The 22,962-nt window shown below is 27.4% G+C and carries 30 protein-coding genes and 1 riboswitch; all 30 genes read right to left on the reverse strand.

Annotation, left to right across the window (positions count from 1 at the left end):
* Positions 1–264 (reverse strand): FHIPEP family type III secretion protein (locus JOC62_RS12050; protein WP_204595524.1); only part of this gene is annotated, 264 nt, incomplete at its 3' end.
* Positions 265–277: 13 nt separating this feature from the next.
* Positions 278–1,348, reverse strand: coding sequence for a flagellar biosynthesis protein FlhB (gene flhB, locus JOC62_RS12055; RefSeq protein ID WP_204595525.1), 1,071 nt, complete (start codon positions 1,346–1,348; stop codon positions 278–280).
* A gap of 27 nt (positions 1,349–1,375) precedes the next feature.
* The gene (locus JOC62_RS12060; RefSeq protein WP_204595526.1) at positions 1,376–2,128 is read right to left on the reverse strand and encodes a flagellar biosynthetic protein FliR; all 753 of its coding nucleotides are present in this window, start codon (positions 2,126–2,128) and stop codon (positions 1,376–1,378) included.
* A 1-nt stretch (position 2,129) separates the two neighbouring features.
* Entirely contained in the window at positions 2,130–2,399 is a 270-nt protein-coding gene (fliQ, locus tag JOC62_RS12065) for a flagellar biosynthesis protein FliQ (RefSeq protein ID WP_204595527.1), read from the reverse strand.
* 10 nt (positions 2,400–2,409) lie between these two features.
* Positions 2,410–3,081: a flagellar type III secretion system pore protein FliP gene (gene fliP / locus JOC62_RS12070; protein ID WP_341534807.1), complete on the reverse strand. Its 672-nt coding sequence runs from the start codon at positions 3,079–3,081 to the stop codon at positions 2,410–2,412.
* Entirely contained in the window at positions 3,062–3,451 is a 390-nt protein-coding gene (locus JOC62_RS12075; protein ID WP_204595528.1) for a flagellar biosynthetic protein FliO, read from the reverse strand. Before JOC62_RS12075 ends, fliP begins: the two co-directional genes overlap by 20 nt.
* Positions 3,452–3,484: 33 nt before the next feature.
* The gene (locus JOC62_RS12080) at positions 3,485–4,198 is read right to left on the reverse strand and encodes an OmpA/MotB family protein (protein ID WP_204595529.1); all 714 of its coding nucleotides are present in this window, start codon (positions 4,196–4,198) and stop codon (positions 3,485–3,487) included.
* On the reverse strand, positions 4,188–5,003 hold the full coding sequence (locus JOC62_RS12085) for a motility protein A (protein WP_204595530.1): 816 nt from the start codon (positions 5,001–5,003) through the stop codon (positions 4,188–4,190). The genes JOC62_RS12080 and JOC62_RS12085 overlap by 11 nt, the downstream gene beginning before the upstream one ends.
* A 16-nt stretch (positions 5,004–5,019) precedes the next feature.
* Positions 5,020–5,865, reverse strand: a complete 846-nt coding sequence (locus tag JOC62_RS12090) for a flagellar hook-basal body complex protein (protein WP_204595531.1) — start codon at positions 5,863–5,865, stop codon at positions 5,020–5,022.
* A gap of 37 nt (positions 5,866–5,902) precedes the next feature.
* Positions 5,903–6,364, reverse strand: a complete 462-nt coding sequence (locus JOC62_RS12095; protein ID WP_204595532.1) for a flagellar hook assembly protein FlgD — start codon at positions 6,362–6,364, stop codon at positions 5,903–5,905.
* Positions 6,365–6,377: 13 nt separating this feature from the next.
* Positions 6,378–7,790, reverse strand: coding sequence for a flagellar hook-length control protein FliK (locus JOC62_RS12100; protein WP_204595533.1), 1,413 nt, complete (start codon positions 7,788–7,790; stop codon positions 6,378–6,380).
* Between the two features lie 10 nt (positions 7,791–7,800).
* Complete coding sequence (gene fliJ, locus JOC62_RS12105) at positions 7,801–8,241, reverse strand: flagellar export protein FliJ (protein WP_204595534.1); 441 nt, start codon at positions 8,239–8,241, stop codon at positions 7,801–7,803.
* A 13-nt stretch (positions 8,242–8,254) separates the two neighbouring features.
* Complete coding sequence (gene fliI / locus JOC62_RS12110) at positions 8,255–9,562, reverse strand: flagellar protein export ATPase FliI (RefSeq protein WP_204595535.1); 1,308 nt, start codon at positions 9,560–9,562, stop codon at positions 8,255–8,257.
* A gap of 8 nt (positions 9,563–9,570) precedes the next feature.
* A complete protein-coding gene (locus tag JOC62_RS12115; RefSeq protein WP_204595536.1) occupies positions 9,571–10,323 on the reverse strand; it encodes a FliH/SctL family protein in 753 nt (250 codons plus the stop codon).
* The gene (fliG, locus tag JOC62_RS12120) at positions 10,316–11,371 is read right to left on the reverse strand and encodes a flagellar motor switch protein FliG (protein ID WP_204595537.1); all 1,056 of its coding nucleotides are present in this window, start codon (positions 11,369–11,371) and stop codon (positions 10,316–10,318) included. Before fliG ends, JOC62_RS12115 begins: the two co-directional genes overlap by 8 nt.
* Positions 11,372–11,383: 12 nt before the next feature.
* Positions 11,384–12,922: a flagellar basal-body MS-ring/collar protein FliF gene (gene fliF, locus JOC62_RS12125; protein WP_204595539.1), complete on the reverse strand. Its 1,539-nt coding sequence runs from the start codon at positions 12,920–12,922 to the stop codon at positions 11,384–11,386.
* A 25-nt stretch (positions 12,923–12,947) separates the two neighbouring features.
* Entirely contained in the window at positions 12,948–13,247 is a 300-nt protein-coding gene (fliE, locus tag JOC62_RS12130) for a flagellar hook-basal body complex protein FliE (protein WP_204595540.1), read from the reverse strand.
* Between the two features lie 12 nt (positions 13,248–13,259).
* Positions 13,260–13,664 (reverse strand): flagellar basal body rod protein FlgC, encoded by a 405-nt coding sequence (gene flgC, locus JOC62_RS12135; protein ID WP_204595541.1) that lies wholly within the window; start codon positions 13,662–13,664, stop codon positions 13,260–13,262.
* Between the two features lie 5 nt (positions 13,665–13,669).
* The gene (locus tag JOC62_RS12140; protein WP_204595542.1) at positions 13,670–13,993 is read right to left on the reverse strand and encodes a flagellar basal body protein; all 324 of its coding nucleotides are present in this window, start codon (positions 13,991–13,993) and stop codon (positions 13,670–13,672) included.
* 232 nt (positions 13,994–14,225) lie between these two features.
* Positions 14,226–14,308, reverse strand: a riboswitch (cyclic di-GMP riboswitch).
* A 280-nt stretch (positions 14,309–14,588) separates the two neighbouring features.
* The gene (flgL, locus tag JOC62_RS12145) at positions 14,589–15,737 is read right to left on the reverse strand and encodes a flagellar hook-associated protein FlgL (RefSeq protein WP_204595543.1); all 1,149 of its coding nucleotides are present in this window, start codon (positions 15,735–15,737) and stop codon (positions 14,589–14,591) included.
* Between the two features lie 86 nt (positions 15,738–15,823).
* Positions 15,824–16,984, reverse strand: coding sequence for a flagellar hook-associated protein FlgL (flgL, locus tag JOC62_RS12150; protein ID WP_204595544.1), 1,161 nt, complete (start codon positions 16,982–16,984; stop codon positions 15,824–15,826).
* Between the two features lie 98 nt (positions 16,985–17,082).
* Positions 17,083–17,406: a hypothetical protein gene (locus JOC62_RS12155; protein WP_204595545.1), complete on the reverse strand. Its 324-nt coding sequence runs from the start codon at positions 17,404–17,406 to the stop codon at positions 17,083–17,085.
* A gap of 11 nt (positions 17,407–17,417) precedes the next feature.
* A complete protein-coding gene (gene fliD, locus JOC62_RS12160; protein ID WP_204595546.1) occupies positions 17,418–18,899 on the reverse strand; it encodes a flagellar filament capping protein FliD in 1,482 nt (493 codons plus the stop codon).
* Between the two features lie 15 nt (positions 18,900–18,914).
* On the reverse strand, positions 18,915–19,301 hold the full coding sequence (gene fliS / locus JOC62_RS12165) for a flagellar export chaperone FliS (RefSeq protein WP_204595547.1): 387 nt from the start codon (positions 19,299–19,301) through the stop codon (positions 18,915–18,917).
* A 10-nt stretch (positions 19,302–19,311) separates the two neighbouring features.
* Positions 19,312–19,524 carry a carbon storage regulator CsrA gene (gene csrA, locus JOC62_RS12170; protein ID WP_204595548.1) on the reverse strand — a complete coding sequence of 71 codons (213 nt, stop codon included), beginning with the start codon at positions 19,522–19,524 and terminating at the stop codon, positions 19,312–19,314.
* Between the two features lies 1 nt (position 19,525).
* Positions 19,526–19,903 (reverse strand): flagellar assembly protein FliW, encoded by a 378-nt coding sequence (gene fliW, locus JOC62_RS12175; protein ID WP_204595549.1) that lies wholly within the window; start codon positions 19,901–19,903, stop codon positions 19,526–19,528.
* A gap of 10 nt (positions 19,904–19,913) precedes the next feature.
* Positions 19,914–20,828, reverse strand: coding sequence for a flagellin N-terminal helical domain-containing protein (locus tag JOC62_RS12180; RefSeq protein WP_204595550.1), 915 nt, complete (start codon positions 20,826–20,828; stop codon positions 19,914–19,916).
* A 13-nt stretch (positions 20,829–20,841) separates the two neighbouring features.
* Positions 20,842–22,152 carry a flagellar hook-associated protein FlgK gene (gene flgK / locus JOC62_RS12185; RefSeq protein ID WP_204595551.1) on the reverse strand — a complete coding sequence of 437 codons (1,311 nt, stop codon included), beginning with the start codon at positions 22,150–22,152 and terminating at the stop codon, positions 20,842–20,844.
* A gap of 9 nt (positions 22,153–22,161) precedes the next feature.
* The gene (locus JOC62_RS12190) at positions 22,162–22,569 is read right to left on the reverse strand and encodes a flagellar protein FlgN (RefSeq protein WP_204595552.1); all 408 of its coding nucleotides are present in this window, start codon (positions 22,567–22,569) and stop codon (positions 22,162–22,164) included.
* Positions 22,570–22,574: 5 nt separating this feature from the next.
* The gene (gene flgM / locus JOC62_RS12195) at positions 22,575–22,844 is read right to left on the reverse strand and encodes a flagellar biosynthesis anti-sigma factor FlgM (protein ID WP_204595553.1); all 270 of its coding nucleotides are present in this window, start codon (positions 22,842–22,844) and stop codon (positions 22,575–22,577) included.
* Positions 22,845–22,962: the final 118 nt, after the last annotated feature.

Here is a 22,962-nt window from a genome sequence, read left to right on the forward strand (position 1 = left end):
TCCTAAAATAAGTCTTGTTGAGGAAATATTCAACCCTAGTCTAAAAAGAGTTGTAATTAATAATATAGTTGGAAATATTGATAATTGAAGAACATTAGTTGAAAAAAGTGTCATTAGTAAAATCAACACTGATAAACTAATGTTTACTACTAATAGCATGTCCAGTATAAATGGAGGTAATGGTATTATAATCATTAAAATTATTCCAATAACTCCAAACCCAACGGCTATTTCAAATCTATTTTTTTTACTCATATTTGCCATATTTTTAGTTCCTCTACTTATTTTTCTTATATCTATTCTTTATCTTGTATACAGCTACTAAAACTTCAGCAACTGCTGAGTACATTTCTTCTGGTACTTCTTCATTAACCTCTACTTCTTTATATATAAATCTAGCAAGAGGTTTATTTTCTATTATTGGTATATCATTTTCCTTTGCTATTTTTCTTATATTCATAGCAAGAACATCAGCACCCTTTGCAAGAACTACAGGTGCAGAATCAACCTCTCTATCATATCTAATTGCAATAGATAAGTGAGTTGGATTGGTTACTACAACTGTTGCATCTTTTGTACTTTGTATCATTCTTGCATTTGCCATTTCTCTTTGCTTTTGTTTTATTTGTCCCTTTACTTGTGGGTCTCCTTCCGACTGCTTAAACTCATCTTTTATTTCTTGTTTACTCATTTTCATCTTTTTATTATGAGAATAAAATTGATATGCAAAATCCAAAATACCAATTACAACTGCTATTAATATGGCTATATTAAATAACTTTTTTACTAGTGCAAATATTACATAAATAAGATTTGGAAAATAAATATCTCCTGTTTTTAAAATCTCACCATAATTGTCTTTAACAAAAGAATAGCCTATGTAACTTAATATAATTAATAAAATATTATTCTTTAATAAATTAATAAAAGCATTTTGAGAAAACATATTTTTAAATCCGTTAATTGGGTTAATTTTTGAAAATTTAGGTTTTATTGATTCTTTTGCGAATAATAATCCTGTTTGCATTACATTTGCTATAACTCCAATACATAATACAATAACTCCGATAGGCAAAAATATTTTAAAAAAAACAATTATTCCATTAGTAAGTACTAAATTAACTATATTTTTATTAAAATCTATATTGAAATTGAATCTTAAAAATGATGCTATTAATATTTTTAATTGTTTTATTGCATAATTAGACATACAAAATATAGCTAATACAGAACCTATTAATGTAAATGCATTTATAGCTTCCTTGCTTTTTGCAACATTTCCCTTTTTCCGCTCATCCTTTTTCTTCTTAGGCGTAGCCTTTTCAGTTTTTTCAGATATATTATTCACCTCCAAATCTTTAGTTTTATAATTTTCTTAATAGAAAATCATATTAATTATATTTAGTGCAAATGTTCCATTTAAAACATTTATTAAACCTTTAAACATTTCATGCATTCCATTTATTAAGAATGGTAACATACTTAATAAGAATACTATCCCAACTAACATCTTTAAAGGCATTCCTATTATCATTACATTTAATCCAGAAATACTTCTTGATATTATTCCTGTTATCAAATCTGTGATTATGAGAACAAGTATTATTGGTATTGCCATTTTTATTCCTAAGATGAAATAGCTTAAAAATATCTTTAAAATATATCCTAAATTATTTTTTAATATAAATTTACCAACCGGTATTATTTTGAAACTATTCTGTATAGAACTTATCAAAATATAATGTATATTTAGTCCAAAAAATACTACTATTCCAATAAAATACATCATATTTTCCATAATCGTTGATTGACTGTGGATATTAGGATCATATATGCTTGCCATAGATAATCCTAATTGGTTATCAATTAATTTCCCCACTAACCTTAAACTATAGAAACATATATTAACTATGTATCCTAATACTAAGCCATTAATTGTTTCTAAAATTCCAAGTCTTACTAATTGGAACAAATTGTCTACTTTAATGCTACTATCCACATTCATTCCTATTATAATTGATAAAAATATTGAGAAAATTATCTTAAAAATATTTGGTGTTCCATTTGGAAATATAATATTAATGGCTATAAGAAAAGCAGCTATTCTAAAAAATATATAAATAAACATCTTACTTAGTTATAGTGGCTATAATATTAAATAGCTCATTAGTCATTATTATTAACTTATTAAACATCCATGGTCCACCTACAATTAAAACTAATATAATAGCAACAAGTTTAGGCACAAATGTTAAAGTTTGCTCTTGTATTTGTGTTGTTGCCTGAAATATGCTTATTATCAATCCTACAATTAATGATATTCCTAAAATAGGACCTGCTACCATAGCTCCTGTTACCAAAGCTTTTTTAACTATTGTCATTATTGCCATTTCACTCATAGCTTTTCTCCTATCCTGTAAAACTTTGTATTAAAGATTTGACCAATAAGCCCCATCCGTCAACCATTACAAATAATAACAATTTAAACGGAAGTGCTACCATTGCCGGTGGAAGCATAAACATTCCCATAGACATAAGAATACTAGAAACTATTAAATCTATAACTAAAAAAGGAATATAAATAATAAATCCTATTTGAAATGCTGTCTTTAATTCACTTATAGCAAATGCTGGTACTATTATTGTTAAAGGTAAATCTTTTTTATTTTTTACATCTATCTTTTTTGGTGAATTATTAATAAATAACTCTAAATCGTTATCTCTTGTTTGTTTTAATAAAAATCCTACAATTGGTTTTTTTGCCTCATCCACTGCCTTTTGTAATTTAATTTCTTTATTCATATAGGGTTGTATTGAATTATCCATAACATCATTAACTACTGGAGTCATTATAAACATAGTTATACATAAGGCAAGTCCAATAAGTATTTGATTTGGAATTATCTGCTGAGCCCCTAATGCTGATTTAATAAATGAAAATGTAATTATTACTCTTACGAAACTTGTCATCATAAAAATTATTGCTGTTATAAACATAAGAGCTGTCATTAAGAAGAACACCTTCATAATAGGTGCCATCTGTGAGTTATTTATAAAAATTCTATTTATTGCATCCATCATCTTTTTTCCCTATAAACTTTTTATTTAAAATATCCTTAAAATCTATACCAGATATTCTAGACAGATCTATAGAATTTTGTTTTTGTTTTTTCATAATCATTATTTCATTCATTTTCTCTTCATCTAACTCTTTTATTTTCTCTATATTATGTGCTGAGGCTATTAACACACATCCAGTAGATCCAGTCTTTATAAAATAAAGACTTAAATCTTTATTTAAATTAAATCTTTCAATAATTTGAACATATAGACCTGAATTCACCTTATTTATACTTTTCTTACTAAGTCTTATAGAAATAACTATTAGTAGCACTCCAACTGGTACAAGTACAATAATATTTATTAAATACTGCATGATTGTTTTGTCCATATTTTATTTAAATTCCTTCCCTTTTAAATTTTCCTATTTTTCTAAATCTTTAGCATTTACCTTTTCAACATCTCTATGTTGCATAATTAATATATCAACTCTTCTATTAATTGCTCTATTCTTTTCATTATCATTTGGTACTAAAGGTCTATATTGACCATATCCATTTGCAGAAAATCTCTTAGGACTAATCTTTTTTTCTTCAATAAAATATTGAAGTACAGTTACAGCTCTAGCTGTAGATAGTTCCCAATTTGATTTATATTTACTATTATATATAGGAACATTATCTGTATGGCCCTGAACACTAATCTCATTATTTACCTCAGGAATAATTGTACTTATTACATCCAATATTTTGGTGCTATTTTTTTTAAGTTCTGACTTTCCAGAATCAAATAAAATACTATCACTAAGCTGAAGAACTACTCCTGCATCCTCTTTTCTAACTTTAATAACATCCTCTAGATGATTCTTATCTATTATTTCAGTTACCTTATCTACAAGATTGTCATAATCCGTTTTAACTGGAACTTCGGGGTTTATATCTCCAGATATCTTATTAGGTGTCTTACCTAATATCTCGCTTTCAAATGCAGCTGCAACAAGCTTAAGTTTCTTATTATCAGTTGTAGAAAAAGAATATAGTAGTATAAAAAATGTTAACAATAATGTTATTGTATCGGCATATGTATCCATCCATCCATTTGTATTGATATCATCTGGTTTTCTTTTTCTACGCAGCATTTATCTCTACCTTCTTATTTCTATTTTTTTCATTCATATATTTTTTCTTTTCTTTTTCTGTTAAAAAACTCATTAATTTTTCTTCTAGAACTCTTGTTGTTTCAGAATTTTTAATACATAAAATACCTACTAACATCATTTCTCTATTTTCTGCTTCTTTATCTCCTTTATTTTGAAGATTAAATCCTAAAGGATTTAAAATTAAATTAGCTAATAATGCTCCATAAAAAGTTGTAATAAGAGCTTTTGCCATTCCACTAGCTATAACATCTGGATTATCAATCTTTGCAAGCATTTGAATAAGCCCAATAAGAGTACCAAGCATACCAAATGCAGGAGCATATGATCCCCATGTTTTAAATATTTTAGATCCTTTATTATATCTACCTTCAATTTCTAATATTTTATTATTCATTACTTCTTCTATTAACTTATCATCTACTCCATCAATAACTAATTCTAAACCACATTTTAAAAACTCATCTTTAATTTCATCAACTTGATTTTCCAGACTAAGTAATCCATCTTTTCTAGACTTTATAGATAAATTTTTAAACATTTCAATTGTTTTAATCTTTGACATAGAAGGATTTGTAAATAACTTTGATGTCATAGCAATAAGTAATCTAATATCATCTAGTGGAAATGTTATTAATAATGCTGCAAAAGATCCTCCTATTGTTATTATTATTGATATCAAATCATAAAATGCATTTATTCCAACTGATCCTTGGGATATAGCATAAATTATAAATCCTATTCCTAACAATATCCCTATAGGTGTTAATATATCTTGTTTTTTCATATTTTCAACCTCTTATTTATCTTTTAAGATTTAGTATTTCCTGTAATAATTCATCACTAGTTGTTATTACTTTACCTGCTGCTTGGAAAGCTCTTGTCGCAACTATCATGTCTGTAAATTCTTCTGATAAGTCAATATTAGACATTTCTATATATCCCTGATTTACAAGTCCAATTCTTGCTGATGCAGCCCCAGTATTATATAAAGGTTTTCCTGAGTTTGCAGTGTCCGAATAAATATTTCCATTTATTGCTTCTAATCCAGAATCATTTTGAAATACTGCAACTTTAAGCTTTTGAAGATTTTCTACCTTAGTGCCATCTTCTAAAAGATATGTTAAATTACCTTCTGTTGAAATATTAAAAGAAACAACCTTTTTTTTAACTGCAGTAGGTGTTGCTCCATATTCTTTTGGTATTGTAACAGGTTCATCATTTGTATTTAATACTTTATACCCCTTAGATGTTACTAAATTACCATTAGCATCTAAAGAAAATGAACCATCTCTAGTATATCCTTCAACAATAATATCCTTTTTCTTATCCATTTCAATTACAAAAAAACCGTCTCCATCTATTGCTAAATCTGTAGGTCTTCCTGTTGGTTGAATAGCACCTTGAGTCATATACTTTTCTATACTTGATACTTTAGCTCCAACACCAACTTGTCCAGGGTTAACTCCACCAACAGTTTTTCCTGGAGAACTTGAATATATTATTGTTTGATTTAACGCATCACTAAATCTAACACCTGATTTTTTAAACGCAGTAGTTCCTGAGTTTGCAACATTATTTCCTACCACATCCATCTTAGTTTGATTAGCTTTCATACCACTTATTCCAGAATACATTGATTTTAACATTTGTATATCCTCCTTATAATCCTATATATTGTTTGCTTTAATTTACCTTTACTAATTCAGAATACTGAAATTTTTTTGTTTCTTTAGTACCATCTAAAGAAACTTCTAAAAATACTGAGTTATTTTCTACAGATACACTTTTTATATCTCCTACAAATTTTTTAGTAATTCCATTTTCATCTGAAGAATTTATTTCTACATTTTTTCCAATTAATGATGATGCTGTTTGTAATGCACTATTAACTAATATTCCATTATTCATGCTTATTAAGTCTTTCATAGAATCATTTAAACTTATCATCTGTTCTAGTGAAGAAAATTGTGATAACTGGGTAATATATTGTGATGGATCTTGAGTATTTAATGGATCTTGATTAGTCATCTGAGCAACTAACATTTTAAGAAATATTTCTTTATTTATTTCTCCACCTTTTTTAACTATAGCTGTTCCATTTTCAGTCTTATTATTACCTACATCTTTTACACTATTTACTTCCATATCTATTCTCCTTTTATATCAATAAATTAATATTTGTATCTTCCGCTACAGTGTTTTCTAATTCACTATCATTCTCTTTGATTAAAGCTCTATCTTTTTTTTCTTCTCTATTGTTATTTCCATTAAATTGTCTATCACTATTTTCATTAAAACTATTTTCAAAGTGACTTAACTTAATTTCAACAGTTACTTCTCTATTATCCAAATTCATATTAATAAGATGTGATTTTATATCATTTAAATTATCCTTAATCATAAGCAAAGTATCTTTATTAGCTATACTAATAAGATAACTACTTTTATCATCTGTTCTTATAATACTTATTTTCATAACTCCTAACTCTTTAGGATTCATAGTTACATTTATTTCTTCTAATTCATTATTTTTTAGATAGTTTATTGCTTGCACAATATCATTTTTAATAAATTCTCTTCTAACAACAATAGGTGTATTATCGTTGATTACATTATTTGAATTACTATTACCTATATTAGCTATGCCTATACTTCTATCTAAAGTACTACTAAGGTTATTTTCTAAATATGTCTTTTTATTTTTCTCATTATCTAAATTATTGCTTTCTATAGTTAATCCATTAGAATCTTTATTATCACTAATTTGTCCATCTTCACTTAAATTAATATTTTCATTTAATAAAACTGTATTATTTAATTCAATATTTGTATTTAAATTGCTATGTTTATTGAACTTATCCTCATCTAAAGCTATATAATTTAATATATCTATATCATCTTTAGAAACTTTAACTATGTTTCTATTAGCTACTAAATTCTCATTACTATTTGATAATTTAGTGCTATTTTTAGTTTCATTAAGTATATTTAAAATATAATTCTTTAAGTTACTTAAACTATTATCGTTTATTGTATTTTTAGAATCACCTTTAAATCTTTTTGTATTAGTAAGATCATTCTTACTTGCAACTTCACTAAAATTTTTAGTATCATTACTCTCTATTAGATCTAATACTTTTTTTATTGCATCAATTTCATGAGTATTAATATTTTTAACATTAAGCATATTAGATGTATTTTGTTTCATTTCATTAATATTATTACTATCAGTATTTAAATTACTTTCTATTGTATCTATAGCATCTATAAGCTCTTCTAACTTTTCTTTGATATTCTCAGACTTAGTCTCTTGTAATTTCTTTCCATTTATTATGTTAAGTTCACTCAATGCTATAGCTAATATTTCATTTAAATTATCATCCATTTTCTTATTATCATGATCACTCTTATCATCATGCTTACTCTTATCAATATTATCTATATTCTTATTACCTAGCTTATCTAAAGCTTTTTCATCTAAAATAGATACAAATTCATTTTTACTTTTATCATCTTTTACAGTCTCATTACTTTTATAATTAACTTTTGTCTCCAACATATCTATTCGCATAATCTAACCCCTAAACAATTTGAGTTCTTTTTCTTAAAAATGCATACATTCCAAACTCATCATTTGCCATTTGTTCCTTATGTTCCTCTTCTTTTGTAAAAACCTTATGTTTACTCTCTTTAAGTTTCTCTAAAGATTTTCTTTCTATTTGTTTATTTAAAAGCTCTGATCTAACTTCATTTAATAAATCATTCTTATCTTTTAAATCTTCATTAGTTTTTTCAATTGTCTTTAATAGAGAATATAAATAATTAGAAACTATTTTCCTTGAAATCGTATCATCAAATTTTATATTTTCCGAATATTTTTCATAATTAGTATTAAGATTTTCTAATTTTCTTTCTATAACTTTTTTTTCATTTTGTACTTTTGAATATTTAACTTTACTTTCATCTTCATTTTTAATTTTTATATCTAATACTTTTTGAAGTTTAAATTTAAAATTATTCAATGTTATTTACCTCTTATCTAAATATACTTTTTAAACTACTTATATTTTCATTAAAAGTATTACTCTCATTTACTCCCTGTTTTAAATATGTATTAATATCATCTATAAGTTCTATAGATTTATCAATTTTAGGATTTGATCCATGTTCGTATGCCCCTATATTAATTAAGTCTTCTGCTTCTTTATATGTAGATATTAAATCCCTAGCATAAGAAGCTGTTACTTTATGTTCTTCATCACATATATCATTCATAAGACGACTTACACTATTTGATATATCTATTGCTGGATAATGATTTTTATGTGCTAAGTCCCTTGATAAAACTATATGTCCATCTAATATTCCTCTTACAGCATCTGCAATAGGCTCATTAAAGTCATCTCCATCAACTAATACAGTATAAAAAGCAGTTATTGAACCTTTATCTGATAATCCACTTCTTTCCATTAATTTTGGTAATTCAGCAAAAACAGATGGTGTATATCCTTTTTGTGCTGGTGGCTCTCCTATAGCTAGTCCAATTTCTCTTTGTGCCATTGCAAATCTTGTAACAGAATCCATCATAAGTATTACTTTTTTACCTTGATCTCTAAAATATTCTGCAATAGATGTTGCTGTTAATGCTCCTTTTAATCTAACTAAGGGAGGTTTATCTGATGTTGCACAAACTACAACTGATTTTTTCATTCCTTCTGGGCCTAAGTCTCTTTCTATAAAGTCCAAAACCTCTCTCCCTCTTTCACCTATTAATGCAATAACATTGACTTCCGCTTCTGCAGACCTTGCTATCATTCCAAGAGTTGTACTTTTTCCAACACCACTTCCTGCAAATATTCCAATTCTTTGCCCCTCCCCACAAGTAATAAATCCATCAATAGCTTTTATACCTGTAGGCATAACATTTTTAATTCTTTTTCTTTTCATAGGATCAGGTGGAGTTTTAAATAAGCTACACTTTTCTCCGCCCAATATCTTAATTCCATCTATTGGGTTCCCTAAAGGATCAATTACTTTTCCTAGTAATTCATCGCTACATTTAACACTACATGGACTACCACTTGCTATTACTTTACAACCTGGTCCAATTCCTACTAGAACACCTAATGGCATTAATATTATTTGAGATTCTTTAAATCCAACAACTTCACAACTTATTGGAATATTGCTTACATTGTAAACTGTACAGAGTTCACCAACTGATGCCTTTAATCCTACTACCTCAATAGTAAGTCCTATTACTTTCTCTACTTTTCCTTCTGATATAAATGGAGTTATATTTGAAATTTTTCCTAGCGCTTTACTAAAATCTAAAGATATCATATACCCTCCTATAGCAATTCACTTTTTACTCTGTCTAATACTACATCTAATCCTACAGTAAGCTTTCCATTCCCAATATCTATCTCTGCATTTCCTTTTTCTATACTACTATCTGGAATAACAAATATTTTTTGATTTGATTTTACTTCATTAATCATTTTGTCTATACTTGTTTCCAATTGCTCAGAATAATTAGGATTAACTTTTATTATCAAATCTTTTTTAAGATTATATTCTCCAATTATTTTTATGAGCATATTGTTCATGGAATCGCTTTCCTCAAATTTTTCTTTAAGAACCTGCTCTGCAATTTTAATTGAAATATTTAATATTTCACTTCTATTTTCTTTAATATATTTCGCTATTTTTTCTCTTATTTCAAATAATGTCTTATATCCTTCTTCTTTTATCTTTTCGCTTTCAGAAATAGCCTTTTCTATATTTTTCTCATAAGATTCTTTATAACCATCTTCATATCCATTTTTCAATCCTTGATCATAACCTGATTTATAAGCTTTTTTTTCAATATCCTTAGCTCTTTCATTAGCTTCTTTAATAAGACTATCCTTCTTATATTCAGTTTCAATAATTACCTTTTCATATTGTCTTTTTGCTTCTAGAATTTTATTCTCTATATCCTCTTTCTCTAAAATCTGCTTTTCTTCAACACTTAAAAATCCACCTTCTTGAGATTCTTTTAAAGTTACCTTACCTTTTACTTGTACATTTCTACTGCTTAATATACTAACGAACCTAGACAAGAATTTCTTCCTCCGATTTCTTAATCCTACTTATAACTCCATCATCTTCAAGCTTTCTAATTATAGTTACAATACTTCTCTTAGCTTCATCTACCTGTGATACTTTTACTTTTCCAAGCAACTCAATTTCTTCTCTAAGTTCATCTGAAGCTCTATTAGATTGGTTTTCCAGTATAACATTTAATATATTCTCATTTGCATCCTTTAATGCTATTGCTAAATCTTTCACACTTACATTCTTTAATACTTTTTGCACTGCTACTGTATCAAGATTTACTATATCTTCAAAAGTAAACATACTTGCTTTAATTTCATTAGCTAGAGTATTATCTTCCGCTTCTAAATAATTAATAATATTCTTTTCTGTTTTCCCATCAACTTTAGAAAGTATATTTAAAAGATTATCAATACCATTTGATTCATCAACATTACCTGTTTTCTTTGATTTAAGTTTTTTAGATAAAACATTATCTACAGCTCTTATTACAATAGGTGATATCTTAGAAATTGTTCCAAGTTTATGTGCAACCTCTCGCTGTAATTTTTCATCTAAACTAGATAATATATCAGCAGATTTCTCTGGTTGAATATAAGCAAGTATTATGGCAATAGTTTGTGGACTTTCTCCTAAAATACAAGATTTTATTGTCTTAGCATCAGCTTTTCTTGCTGTAATAAAAACTTTAGTATAAGCGTCATATTTTATTCCTTCCATAAGTCTACTTACCTTGCCTTCATCAAAGGCACCCCTTAATAATGAATTAGCATACTCTATTCCACCTTCTATAGAAAAGTTTTTGCTTTTTCTCTCCTGTAAGAATTCTTTCAATATTAACTTACGTTCTTCAGATGTAACATTATTTATATTAGCAATTTCTACACCTATTTTTTGTACTTGTTTATCTGACAACTTTTTTAATATATTAGAGGATATATCAGTACCTAAGGCCATAAGTAAAACAGCCGCTTTCTTTGGGCCACTAATACTTTTTGAACTTCTTTTTTTTAAATTATAAACTTTTTCGTTTTTTTCTTCGTTTTTGTACACCTAATACCTCCTCTACTCATTTAGCCATCTCTTTATTAATTCACTTATTTCATCTGGATTATTTTCTGCTAAACTCTTAACTTCTTCTTCAATATTTGATTCAGTATCTTCATCATTATCTAATTCAGTTTCTTTTTGTTTTGCTTTTAATAAATTAGCAAAATACTCTGTTTCCTTTGACATTTCTTCTGTATCTTCCAAATCAGTTTGCTTGCCTTTTTTCTTAAATATAATAAATCCTACTGCTAACAATATTGCAAGTACTACTAATGTTGCTATACCTATCTTCATAGGCGTCATACCTGTCTTTTTAGAATTTTCTGGATTAAGTTCATTTGCTTTACCCTTATTAAAATTCATACCTATAACTGATATACTATCGCCTCTTTTTGTATCCATTCCTATAGCTGTCTGAACTATATCTTCCACATTTGTCATTACATCATCAGAAATATTTCCGTCAATTGCAATAGACGCAGTAATACGCTTTACATCGCCTGGAGGAGCTAATGTTTTTGTTTCACTTTCTCCTATTTTATATTTAATTGATTCTTCTTTTGAATTATCATTATTAGACTTTGCATTTGCGGTATTATTCATATTGTTGTCCACTGGTGAGCCTTTAACATCTTCATCAGTTACTGAATTTTCACTTTTTGTTGAAGAGGAAACAACTTTTTTGGGATCTAATTTTAATTCATTTTTTTCTACAGTTTTAGAATTTAAAGTAGCATTTATACCAATTTCGACCTTACCTACTCCAAATATAGGTTCAAGCATTGACTTTACTCTCTTCTTTAATTCTTCACTTAATTGTTTTTCAGCATTTTTAGTTCCTGTTAATCCTGCTTCATTAGTAAGGTTTCCATTACCATCATAGATTCCCTCTGATAATAGAACCATATTTTGATCTATTACTTCTACATTTTTCTTTGGAATATTAATACCACTAGCTGAAATTAATGATATTATAGATTTAATTTGATTTTTATCTAATGTTCTACTATCTTTTAAAGAAATATAAACAGCTGCTTTTCCATCCTTACTTTCCCCATTAAATACAGACTGCTCTCCTTGCGTTATATGTACTCTTGCATTATCTATACCAGGAAATGTCTTTATTGTTTTTTCTAACTCTCCCTGTATCATTCTAGTCTTTTCTATTTGGAACTCCTCATCTGTCATAGACAAATTTGAGCTTTCATCCATTAATTCAAACCCTTTTGATCCATTAGTTATATTTGAAGATAATTCTATTCTTAATTTATCTACTTGATCTTTAGGTACAAGAATGGAATCTCCATCTATTTTTGTATCAACCTTTTTATCTTCTAATGCTTTTGTTATGTTTGCAGAATCTGTAGAATCTAGTCCTGAAAATAATACTTTGTATTTATTCTGTCTACTATAATTTATAGTAAACACCAATGCCAATATTACTGTGACTATTCCAATACCTATGGCAACTTTAGTACCAATTTTTAATTTTTTAATTTTTTCTCCTAAACCTTTTAAGAAACTCTTTATTTTATCTATTAAATTCTTTTGCATACTATCTTCCTTTTATTAAAGACTTTTATAATTGCATCCTATTGACTTCTTGATAAGCTTCAACGACTTTATTTCTAGCTTCTATAAGTAGTTGCATTGATATTTGTGCTTCTTGCATTGATAACATAACATCATGCATATTAACATTGTCACCTTTGATTAGACTTTCAACCTTATTGTCTGCAGTTACTTGAAGATCATTTACCTTATTTATTGCATTACCTAATACTTTTGAAAAGTCTCCATTACTTTCTTTAGCATGTCCTATTTTTTGTGCATCAATGCCACTTACTAATGAATTTACCTCTATTGGTTTTATATTCATTTTATCCTCCTACTATCTTCCTATTTCTAAAGCTTTAGAAATCATATTTTTTTGAGCATTTAAAGAGTCTACATTAGATTCATATGATCTAGATGCAGTTATTAAATCAGACATCTCAACTAATAAATCAACATTAGGATACTCTACATATCCATCTTTATCAGCATCTGGATGATTAGGCTTATACTCTTTTTTAAGTGGAGATTTATCATTTTCAATTTTAACTGCCTTCACACCTAACATACCTAATTTATTATCATAATTTTCAGAAAAGACAGCAACCTTTCTTACATATGCTCCACCTTTTTTAGTTCTAGTTGTCCTCGAATTTGCAATATTTGATGATATTACATCCAGTCTTAATTTTTCAGAACTTAATCCACTAGCACTTATTCTCATTCCACTAAATATACTCATTTTTATTACCTTCCACTTATTGCACTCTTAGCCATAGCTAATTTAATATTTGTAATACTTATCAAACTATTATACATAAGCGTATTTGCTGCTTGATCCACTTTTTCACTTTCTAAATCCACATTATTTCCATCAGCTCGCATACTTGTTGACTTATCTTCCTTAATTTTAATCTTATTTTCGTTACTCTTATCATTTAAACTTTCTTCAAATGTAACGTATTTTCTTTTATACTTCGGAGTATTAACATTAGCAATATTATTTGATATTGTTTCTCCTCTTAGTTTAGCCATATCTAAGCTTGTCTTAATTAGTTTATAAATTTCCATACATTCCTCCTCTTATTGTTCAGAATAGCACAACTATTAGGATATATTTTTCATTAAAATTCAATGTAGATTTAGCTTTATTTAAATCTACTTAATATTAATTATATTTTCCTAATAATTGCAAAGTTTATATTCTTACTATTTTTAACAGCAAAAAAAAACCACTCACAAAGCGCGAGTAGCCTAAAATCAAAAAACAAGAAAAAAAATAAGATAAATATTCTTATTTTATTAGTGCAACTGGCTGGCATAATATTGATCTTAGCCCCTATAGCTTTGCGTCATTAAGTTTCCCTAATTTTGCTAATTATTAAATTGTGATATGTATTCTATTATATACTACTTTTATGTATTTTTCTACTTATTATTTAAATTTTATACATATTTTCTTTATATTTCTTATATTTCATTATTTTTCTATTCATTATTTTTCCTTATTTTTACTTATATGTCCTTTTTTGAATTTATAATTTTCATAAATATATAAACACATTATGTAACTCTACTATTCTTATACTCTAATATTTTTATTAACCTCACACTGAAATAAAGGATAAAGCGTAAAGGCCTTATCCTTTTAAATATTTAGATTATCTTATCTTAATAGTTGCATTACACCTTCTGGTTGACTCTTAGCTTGAGCTGCCATAGCTTGTGACGCTTGTGTTAATAGGTTGAATTTAGATAAAGTCATCATTTCTTTTGCAACATCAACGTCTCTTATTCTTGATTCAGCTGCAGTTAAGTTTTCACTTGAAGTACTTAAGTTTGATTGAGCACTTTCTAATCTATTTTGCATTGCTCCAAAATTAGCTCTTGATGTATTTACTTTTTCTAAAGCCTTATCTAAAGTAGTTATCATTTTTTGTGCTGCTTTACATCCAGATTCATTATCTGCTTTTATTGCATCTATATCTGCTTTTGCTATTCCTAATGATTCTGTTCCTAAGTTATTAATTTGAACTAATAATTGTTGTCCTTCATTAGCTCCAACTTGTAGGTTAACTTTTCCTCCAAGAACATCACTTATTGTTGTTTCTCCAATATTTTCATCAGTTAAAGCAGCTGCTGCATCTGCATCTAACTTTAAAGTGATTGTTTTACCACCATTAGTTAAAGTATATTCTCCAGCTTTTAATTTACCTGCACCACCTGTAGCTTTAAATGTATAATTTCCAGCATCTGTTTTAACAGTAATATCTGTATCAGCACCATTAGCTTTAGTTGTTAATTTAATATCCCCTTTAGCTGTAATTCCACTTACATCTAAACCTTCTATAGTATAGCCTGTCTTTGTAGTAAATGTCTTATTATCACCAATTTTTGTTGATCCATTTAATAAGTTCTTACCATTAAATTGAGTTGAATCTGCAATTCTATCTATTTCACTATGTAGTTGATTTAATTCTTCAACAATCTTTTCTCTATCTGAACCTGAATTTGTTTCATTAGATGCTTGAACTGAAAGTTCTCTCATTCTTTGAGTGATGTTTCCGATTTCTTCTGTTGCACCTTCTGCTGTTTGAATTAGAGATACACCATCTTGAGTATTTCTAGATGCTTGGTCTAATCCTCTAATTTGACTTCTCATTTTTTCAGATATTGCTAGTCCTGCTGCGTCATCTCCAGCTTTGTTTATTCTTAATCCTGAAGATATCTTTCCCATAGCTGCTCCAGCTAAGTTTGTGTTTTTGTTCATTGAGTTTAATGCTGTCATAGCATTCATATTTGTGTTGATTCTCATATTTTGCACTCTCCTTAGTAATTTATTTTTTGACATCCTTGTCATTTATAATTTTAAAATATAAATCTATAGTTTCTATTGATTTATTATCTTAATAATTGCATTATTCCTTCTGGTTGGCTCTTAGCTTGAGCTGCCATAGCTTGTGACGCTTGTGTTAATAGGTTGAATTTAGATAAAGTCATCATTTCTTTTGCAACATCAACGTCTCTTATTCTTGATTCAGCTGCAGTTAAGTTTTCACTTGAAGTACTTAAGTTTGATTGAGCACTTTCTAATCTATTTTGCATTGCTCCAAAATTAGCTCTTGAAGTATTTACTTTTTCTAAAGCCTTATCTAAAGTAGTTATCATTTTTTGTGCTGCTTTACATCCTGATTCATTATCTGCTTCTATTGCATCTATATCTGCTTTTGCTATTCCTAATGATTCTGTTCCTAAGTTATTAATTTGAACTAATAATTGTTGTCCTTCATTAGCTCCAACTTGTAAGTCAACTTTTCCTCCAAGAACATCATTTACTTCTGTTTCTCCGATTTTAGAATCTGTAGTAGCAGTTGTTATTGCTTTGTCTACTTTAAATGTAATACTGCTACTTCCGTTCTTTAATGTTATAACTTTATTAGCATCAAGAGTTCCTTTTGCACCTGTCATAGTAACATCTGTTGCTGTATAAGTTTTTCCACCTACTTTTATAGTAACGCTAGTTTGGTTAGCACCTGTTCCGTTTGCTAAAGTTAATTTAATGTCCTCTTTAGTAGAAATTCCGTCTAATCCTTCTATAGTGTAACCAGCATTTGTAGTAAATGTTCCAACAGTGCCAATTTTTGTTGTTCCATTTAATAAGTTCTTACCATTAAATTGAGTTGAATCTGCAATTCTGTCTATTTCACTATGTAATTGCTTTAATTCTTCAACAATCTTTGCTCTATCTGAACCTGAGTTTGTTTCATTAGATGCTTGAACTGAAAGTTCTCTCATTCTTTGAGTGATGTTTCCGATTTCTTCTGTTGCACCTTCTGCTGTTTGAATTAAAGATACACCATCTTGAGTATTTCTAGATGCTTGATCTAATCCTCTAATTTGGCTTCTCATCTTTTCAGATATTGCTAGTCCTGCTGCGTCATCTCCAGCTTTGTTTATTCTTAATCCTGAAGATATTTTTCCCATAGCTGCTCCAGCTAAGTTTGTGTTTTTGTTCATTGAGTTTAATGCTGTCATAGCATTCATATTTGTATTAATTCTCATTTTTTGCACTCTCCTTAGTATTTTATTTTGACATCCTTGTCTTTTTATATAAGCCTATTGGCCTTACCTTATATATATCGGAAAATAAATTTATTACTTTATACTTTTCTTGAAAAAATATTTAAATTATTTTTATTCATATTTACATAGATAGTATTTATACTTCTTTTAGTTTTATATGAATTCAATTCTTTCCTAACTTCTATAATCTTCTTTTCTAATAAAATTTTTATTTTATTATCTAATTGTAGCAATTGAGAATCCTTATAATGCTTCTTAAAATCTTCTAACTCCCGCTCATCTAAGCTATTAATAACCTCTTGTCTTTTTTCTATGTTATGCTCTAGCTTATCATCATCTATGTCATCTTCATTTAAAATTTTTATTATATTTAATGAAATATTTTTATATAAATTTATCATATTAAAAACCCCTATGAATTCATAAGATAACTTATCTGTGCATTAATTTTACTCATATTGGATTCTAAAACTGCAAATTTTTTATAGAGTTTTTCCTCTTTTTCTTGCATCTTAGTCTTTAATTCTTTTATATAAATTTCCTGTTTTCTTATTTGTTTAGAATAAAGATTATTTACTTCTGTAGAGGAATTATTCATTCCAGCCTTCTTTGAAAATATTCCAGAAGAATTTCCTGCATAATTATAAGTAATATCCTTAATATTAGAGAACGCTTCTGTTGCAGTTTTAAATACATTTTCTCCATTCTTCTCTAAAGCTTCTTTAAATTTATCCTCATCAAGAGTTAGTTGACCTTGTTTATTATAGTCAGCATTTGATTTTATTCCAATATCACTTAATGTAAACCCAGTACTTTCTATAACTCCTGATATCGAAGACTTAATACTATTCATAAATTGTCTCATTTCTTTATCATTTCTTAGAATACCTTTTTTAGCTTTACTCTCCCATTTTTTGATTTCATCTTCACTCATATCATCTCTTTGTGCTTGGGTAAGAGGTTTATAATTTCTATCTCCTTTTTCTGTTACTAAATCATACACATTATCAATAACTTTGTTATATTCATCAATAAATTCTTTCATTTTTTTTACTGCACTTGAAGTATCAGTTACAGAAATCATAGAGATAGGCTCTGAACTTACAGCATTTACATTATATGTAATATTGTCTATAGTAAAAGTATTACTTTCATTATTTATAGTTCTTATTTCTTTTCCTTCTACATCAAAAACTTTTATAGAATTATTACTTCCATTTACAGTTCCACTAGTTCCAACTAACTTATCTCCATCTTTTAACTCTAATTTTTCAAATAATTCTCCTTCAAATGTAAACTTAGAAGATATTCCAGTATTATTAGTTTTTATAGTAAATTTTCCACTCATTTCACTAAAAGAAGCTTGTACATCATTTTTAGGGAAACTACTATTAATAGTGTTTATTACATCATTAATATTTTTTGCATCTTTTAAATCAATTTCTACATCATTTATTTTTATCATTCTATTAGTAAGTCCTAAATCAGATATTTTCGTATCTTTAGTTAAGTTAACCTTAGAACTTTGTAGTTCTGCTGGTTTAGCCAATTTATCTACTTTAATATTATAGTTAATACTAGTTGCTCCTAAACCAGCAGTAGCACTTATTATAGAACTATCTGAACTATTTATAGTCTTTGTGCTATATACTTTACTAATCATTATTGAATCTTTAGAACCTACTGAAAAATATTTGTCATATAATCCTTTAACATTTTTAATGACATCTCTATATTCTTCTTGCTTCCATTCATTTATTTGTTGTTTTTGTTCTTCACTATCTACTTTAGACTGTTCCCGTGCAACCATTCCCTTAACCATTTCATCAATATCCATGCCTGTTGCCATACCAGTTATCCTATTTGTATTGGTAGTTGAACTTATTGAAGACATATATTTCCCTCCTTTTTATAATCCTTTTGCCTTTTTGATTACTTCATACCAAGTATCTCTAACACTTTCAATAAGAGGTAATACTTCATCTATTATTTGTATATCTTTTTTTATATTAGCTTGTACTAATCTATCTTTTATAAAACCATATAATTTAAAAAGACTTTCAAAATCTTCTCCCAAACTTCTATCCAAAGTTGACATAAGTTCTGTAAATATATTTTGCACTCTAACTAATTCTTCATGTGCTTTTTGAATATCTTTCTTTTCAATAGCAAGTCTTGCTATCTTTGTATACTTGACTGCTCCATCAACTAACATTAAAAGAAGTTGCTCTTTGGAAGCCATATTCACAGTATTATTTTTATATGCATTATATGGATTATTACTACTGTTATACATTTTTGCCCTCCTATTTAAATTCTTTTAATAAATTTAAATCGCTACTAACAGCCTTCTTATTTTCTTCCTTTACTCTTTCATATACTTCTTTTCTTAAAATAGTAATCTCTTTAGGGGCCTCAATAGCTATCTTTACACTTCCATCTTCTATCTTTGTTATTTTAATTTCTATATCATCACCAATTAATATAGATTCATCTTTTTTTCTTGTAACTACTAACATATTAATTTCTCCTAACTAAAGGATGTCTAGTATCATATTTATCACCTTGTATTATAAATTGCTTACCAAATTTATTTCTAACATTAATAACTAAAGGTGCCTTTAAATTAATAGTACTACTATCTAAAGTTTTACCTAAAGTTATAATAGTTAAGATCATAACATCCTTAGGATTTTCTATTTGTAACTCTTTAATAGTTTCATCATTTAAGTCAATTTCATACTCGTTATAAAATTCAAATGGATTAGCTGTTGCAAAACTTACTGTGCTATCTAAAGATTCCATTATTTTAAATTTATTATTATTTTCTAAATCTTTAATCTTAAATTTATCAATATTTTCAAATCCTGGTATTCCCTTTTTAAATATTACTTCCATACCATATCTCCTATCTTAAATAATCCAATAAAGTACCTTGAATTAATTTAGCTCCAACTTGTAAACTTGATGCATATACCATTTGAGCTTCTTTTAAATGCATAAATTGCTTTGTCATATCTACATCTTGAATACTAGAAAGCGCTCCTTTCATAGATAAAATATTCTGCTCATTAGTTTCCTTTACTTTATCTATTGTATTAGTTCTTGATCCAACAATAGATCTATTGTTTAATATATCATTCATATAATTATCTATTTTAGTAGATAATTTTCCTATTTCATCAGTATCTACAACATCTCCACTTAAAGCTACACTTAAATCATTAAATAATTTTAATCCTTTATCTCCACCAGTTACATCTTTAACAGTAAGATTATAATTTATGTTAAGTCCACTAGAAATTGCACTATTTAATTTTTTATTTAGATTATTATTATCTTTATTTTGTATTGATAATGAGACAATACCATTTTTATCTACATTTGTATTTACAGGTGGAATATCTGTAAGTTGTCCACCAAAAATATATTTACCAGCGTAAGTTGTATTTAAAATTTCTCCTATTTGTTTAATTTTCTCATTAACCTCAGATCTAGTTGCAGCTATTTCATCCTTTCCAAAAGCTCCACTTATAGATGTTAATTTAGTCTTAATATCACTACTTAAATTAGCTATTCTATCTAAAGATTCATCAGTAATATCAAGCCAACCTGTAATTTCATCACAATTATAATTATATTTTTCAGTATTTTCTATTTCATTTTGTATGTTAAGTATTTTTACTGTTTTTAATGGGTCATCAGATATTCTATTAACCTGCTTTTCTGTATTTAATTGTTCATTCAATTTATCCATATTTTGAAGATTAGTTTGAATGTCTCTTAAATAACTGCTCATAATACCATTATTTGTTACTCTCATCTTTCTTGTCCCCCTACCTAATTAATCCGTTTATTACTACATCTAATAATGAGTCTATAGTTGAAATTACCTTTGCACTTGCATTATAGGCATGTTGTAGCTGAACTAAGCTTACTATTTCTTCATCCATAGAAACACCTGAGACACTCATTCTAGATTTATCTATACTAGATAAAAGCTTACCATTATTAGCCTCTTGCCTTATGGCTGTCTGTGAAGATTGCCCTAATTCCTGAATTGTATCATTGTAATAACTACTTATAGTAATATCTTTTCCATCTATACTTACCTTTTTAGTTCTTAAATCATATAGTTCTAAAGATTTATCAGATGTCATTTCTAATTTTGTTACATCTTCTACAATATCAGGATTTATATCAATAAGCTTGCCCTTACTTCCTGCTACAAAGATATCTGGTTTTGTTTTATCTCCGCCCTTATATACATCATTTATATTTGTAGTTATAGCACTAGCTAATGTACTTAATTTATCTTTATACTTTTCTATTTCATCATGAATAATTTTAACTCCACTTAATTCACCACTTAAACTTTTTCCGTCTATCTTAGCTTTTAAAGCCTTCAAATCAGCCTCTTGAGTTTTAGAATCCTTTCCTTCAACATCAAATACAGCCTTTACTAATTCATCATTAACATCTATCTTAAAGCTTAAATCATCCATAAGATTATCTCTTTGGTCTAATAAATCATTAGGCGATTTCCCAGCTCCTTGAATTAACTTTATATTCTTATCTAATTCTTTTATTGCTAAGATTTTGTCGTTTATATCTGATACAATATTATCTGATTGAAAACTTAATTGTTCCTGCAATGATTCTAGTTTAGAATTAGCACTATTAATGTTGTTAGCTAAAAACTTTCCTTTTTCTATTGCTACATTTTTTGCTCCAATGCTATTTGGATTTTTGGATAATTCATTTAAGGAATTAAAAAAATCATTAATAGATGCTGATATTGAATTCTTTGATGGCTCATCAAAAATATTCTCCATACTTCTATAGTAATCAGCTTTTACACTTTCCTCTCCATATTCATGACTTTCGCTTCTGAATTGAAAATCGTAAAAAGTATTTCTTATTCTTGTTATATCATTAATATTAGCACCTGTTCCAAGCTGACCTGGTCCATGATAACTATTATAACTAATTGAAGTATAAGGTCTACCCGGTGTCTGTTCCACTCTTTGTCTTGAGTATCCTGGTGTATTCAAATTACTTATATTATGTGATGTTGTTTGTATCGCTGCTTGACTTACAGCCATTCCTGATTTTGCTGTTTGTAAAGTTCCTAATAAGCCTGGCATATTAATCTCCTATCTTACATTTCCATATGAATTATATGTACCTATATTTTTTGAAGGTCTTATAATATTTATCATTTTATTTGTAAAAAATAATCTTTGTTTTATAAGAGTATCATTAGTATCTTTTTGTAACTCTATATCCTTAAGTAGACCTCTAACTTCTTTATAAACATCCTTAAGATGTTCATCATTACTATTTTCAACTATTCCTTTAAAATTTTTATCTTTAATTATATCTCTTCTATTAATTTCAATAGCTGCTAATTTTTTACCTATTAATTCTATATTCTCATTTACTTTTTCTAATGCTAATACTTCATTAGATAAAATTGCATTATACTGCTCGTCTAATAATTCCATTAACTCTTGTAAAATTCTTTTTTCTTCGAAAATTGTTAGTTTCAAATCTGAATACATTTAAATTATTCTCCCTTCATAACTTCAATCATTTTTTTAGCTAAATCCTTACTATCTACACTATAAGTCCCTTGCTTTATTTTATTTCTTATCTCATCAATTTTATCTATATCAATATTTTCATTATCACTTACTATTTTATTTAAATATTTAGCAGTATCTGATATTTCTACTTTATCTTTTATCTCATTCTTTGTTGCATTTGTCTTTTCATAAAGCTTTTGTTGTTTATATATATTTATCATATTATTAGTTCTAATAGAATCTATCTTCACATTCTGCCTCCTTTTATTTATTCTATATTCCTATATTAATAATTATCGGCCAATATAAAAAATAATTTAGTTCTTTTTTATGTTTAATATAAAATAATAGGTGTAGATTATATTTTTC

Origin of the sequence: Clostridium sardiniense (assembly GCF_016907995.1) — a bacterium.
GTDB classification, from domain to species: Bacteria; Bacillota; Clostridia; order Clostridiales; family Clostridiaceae; genus Clostridium; species Clostridium sardiniense.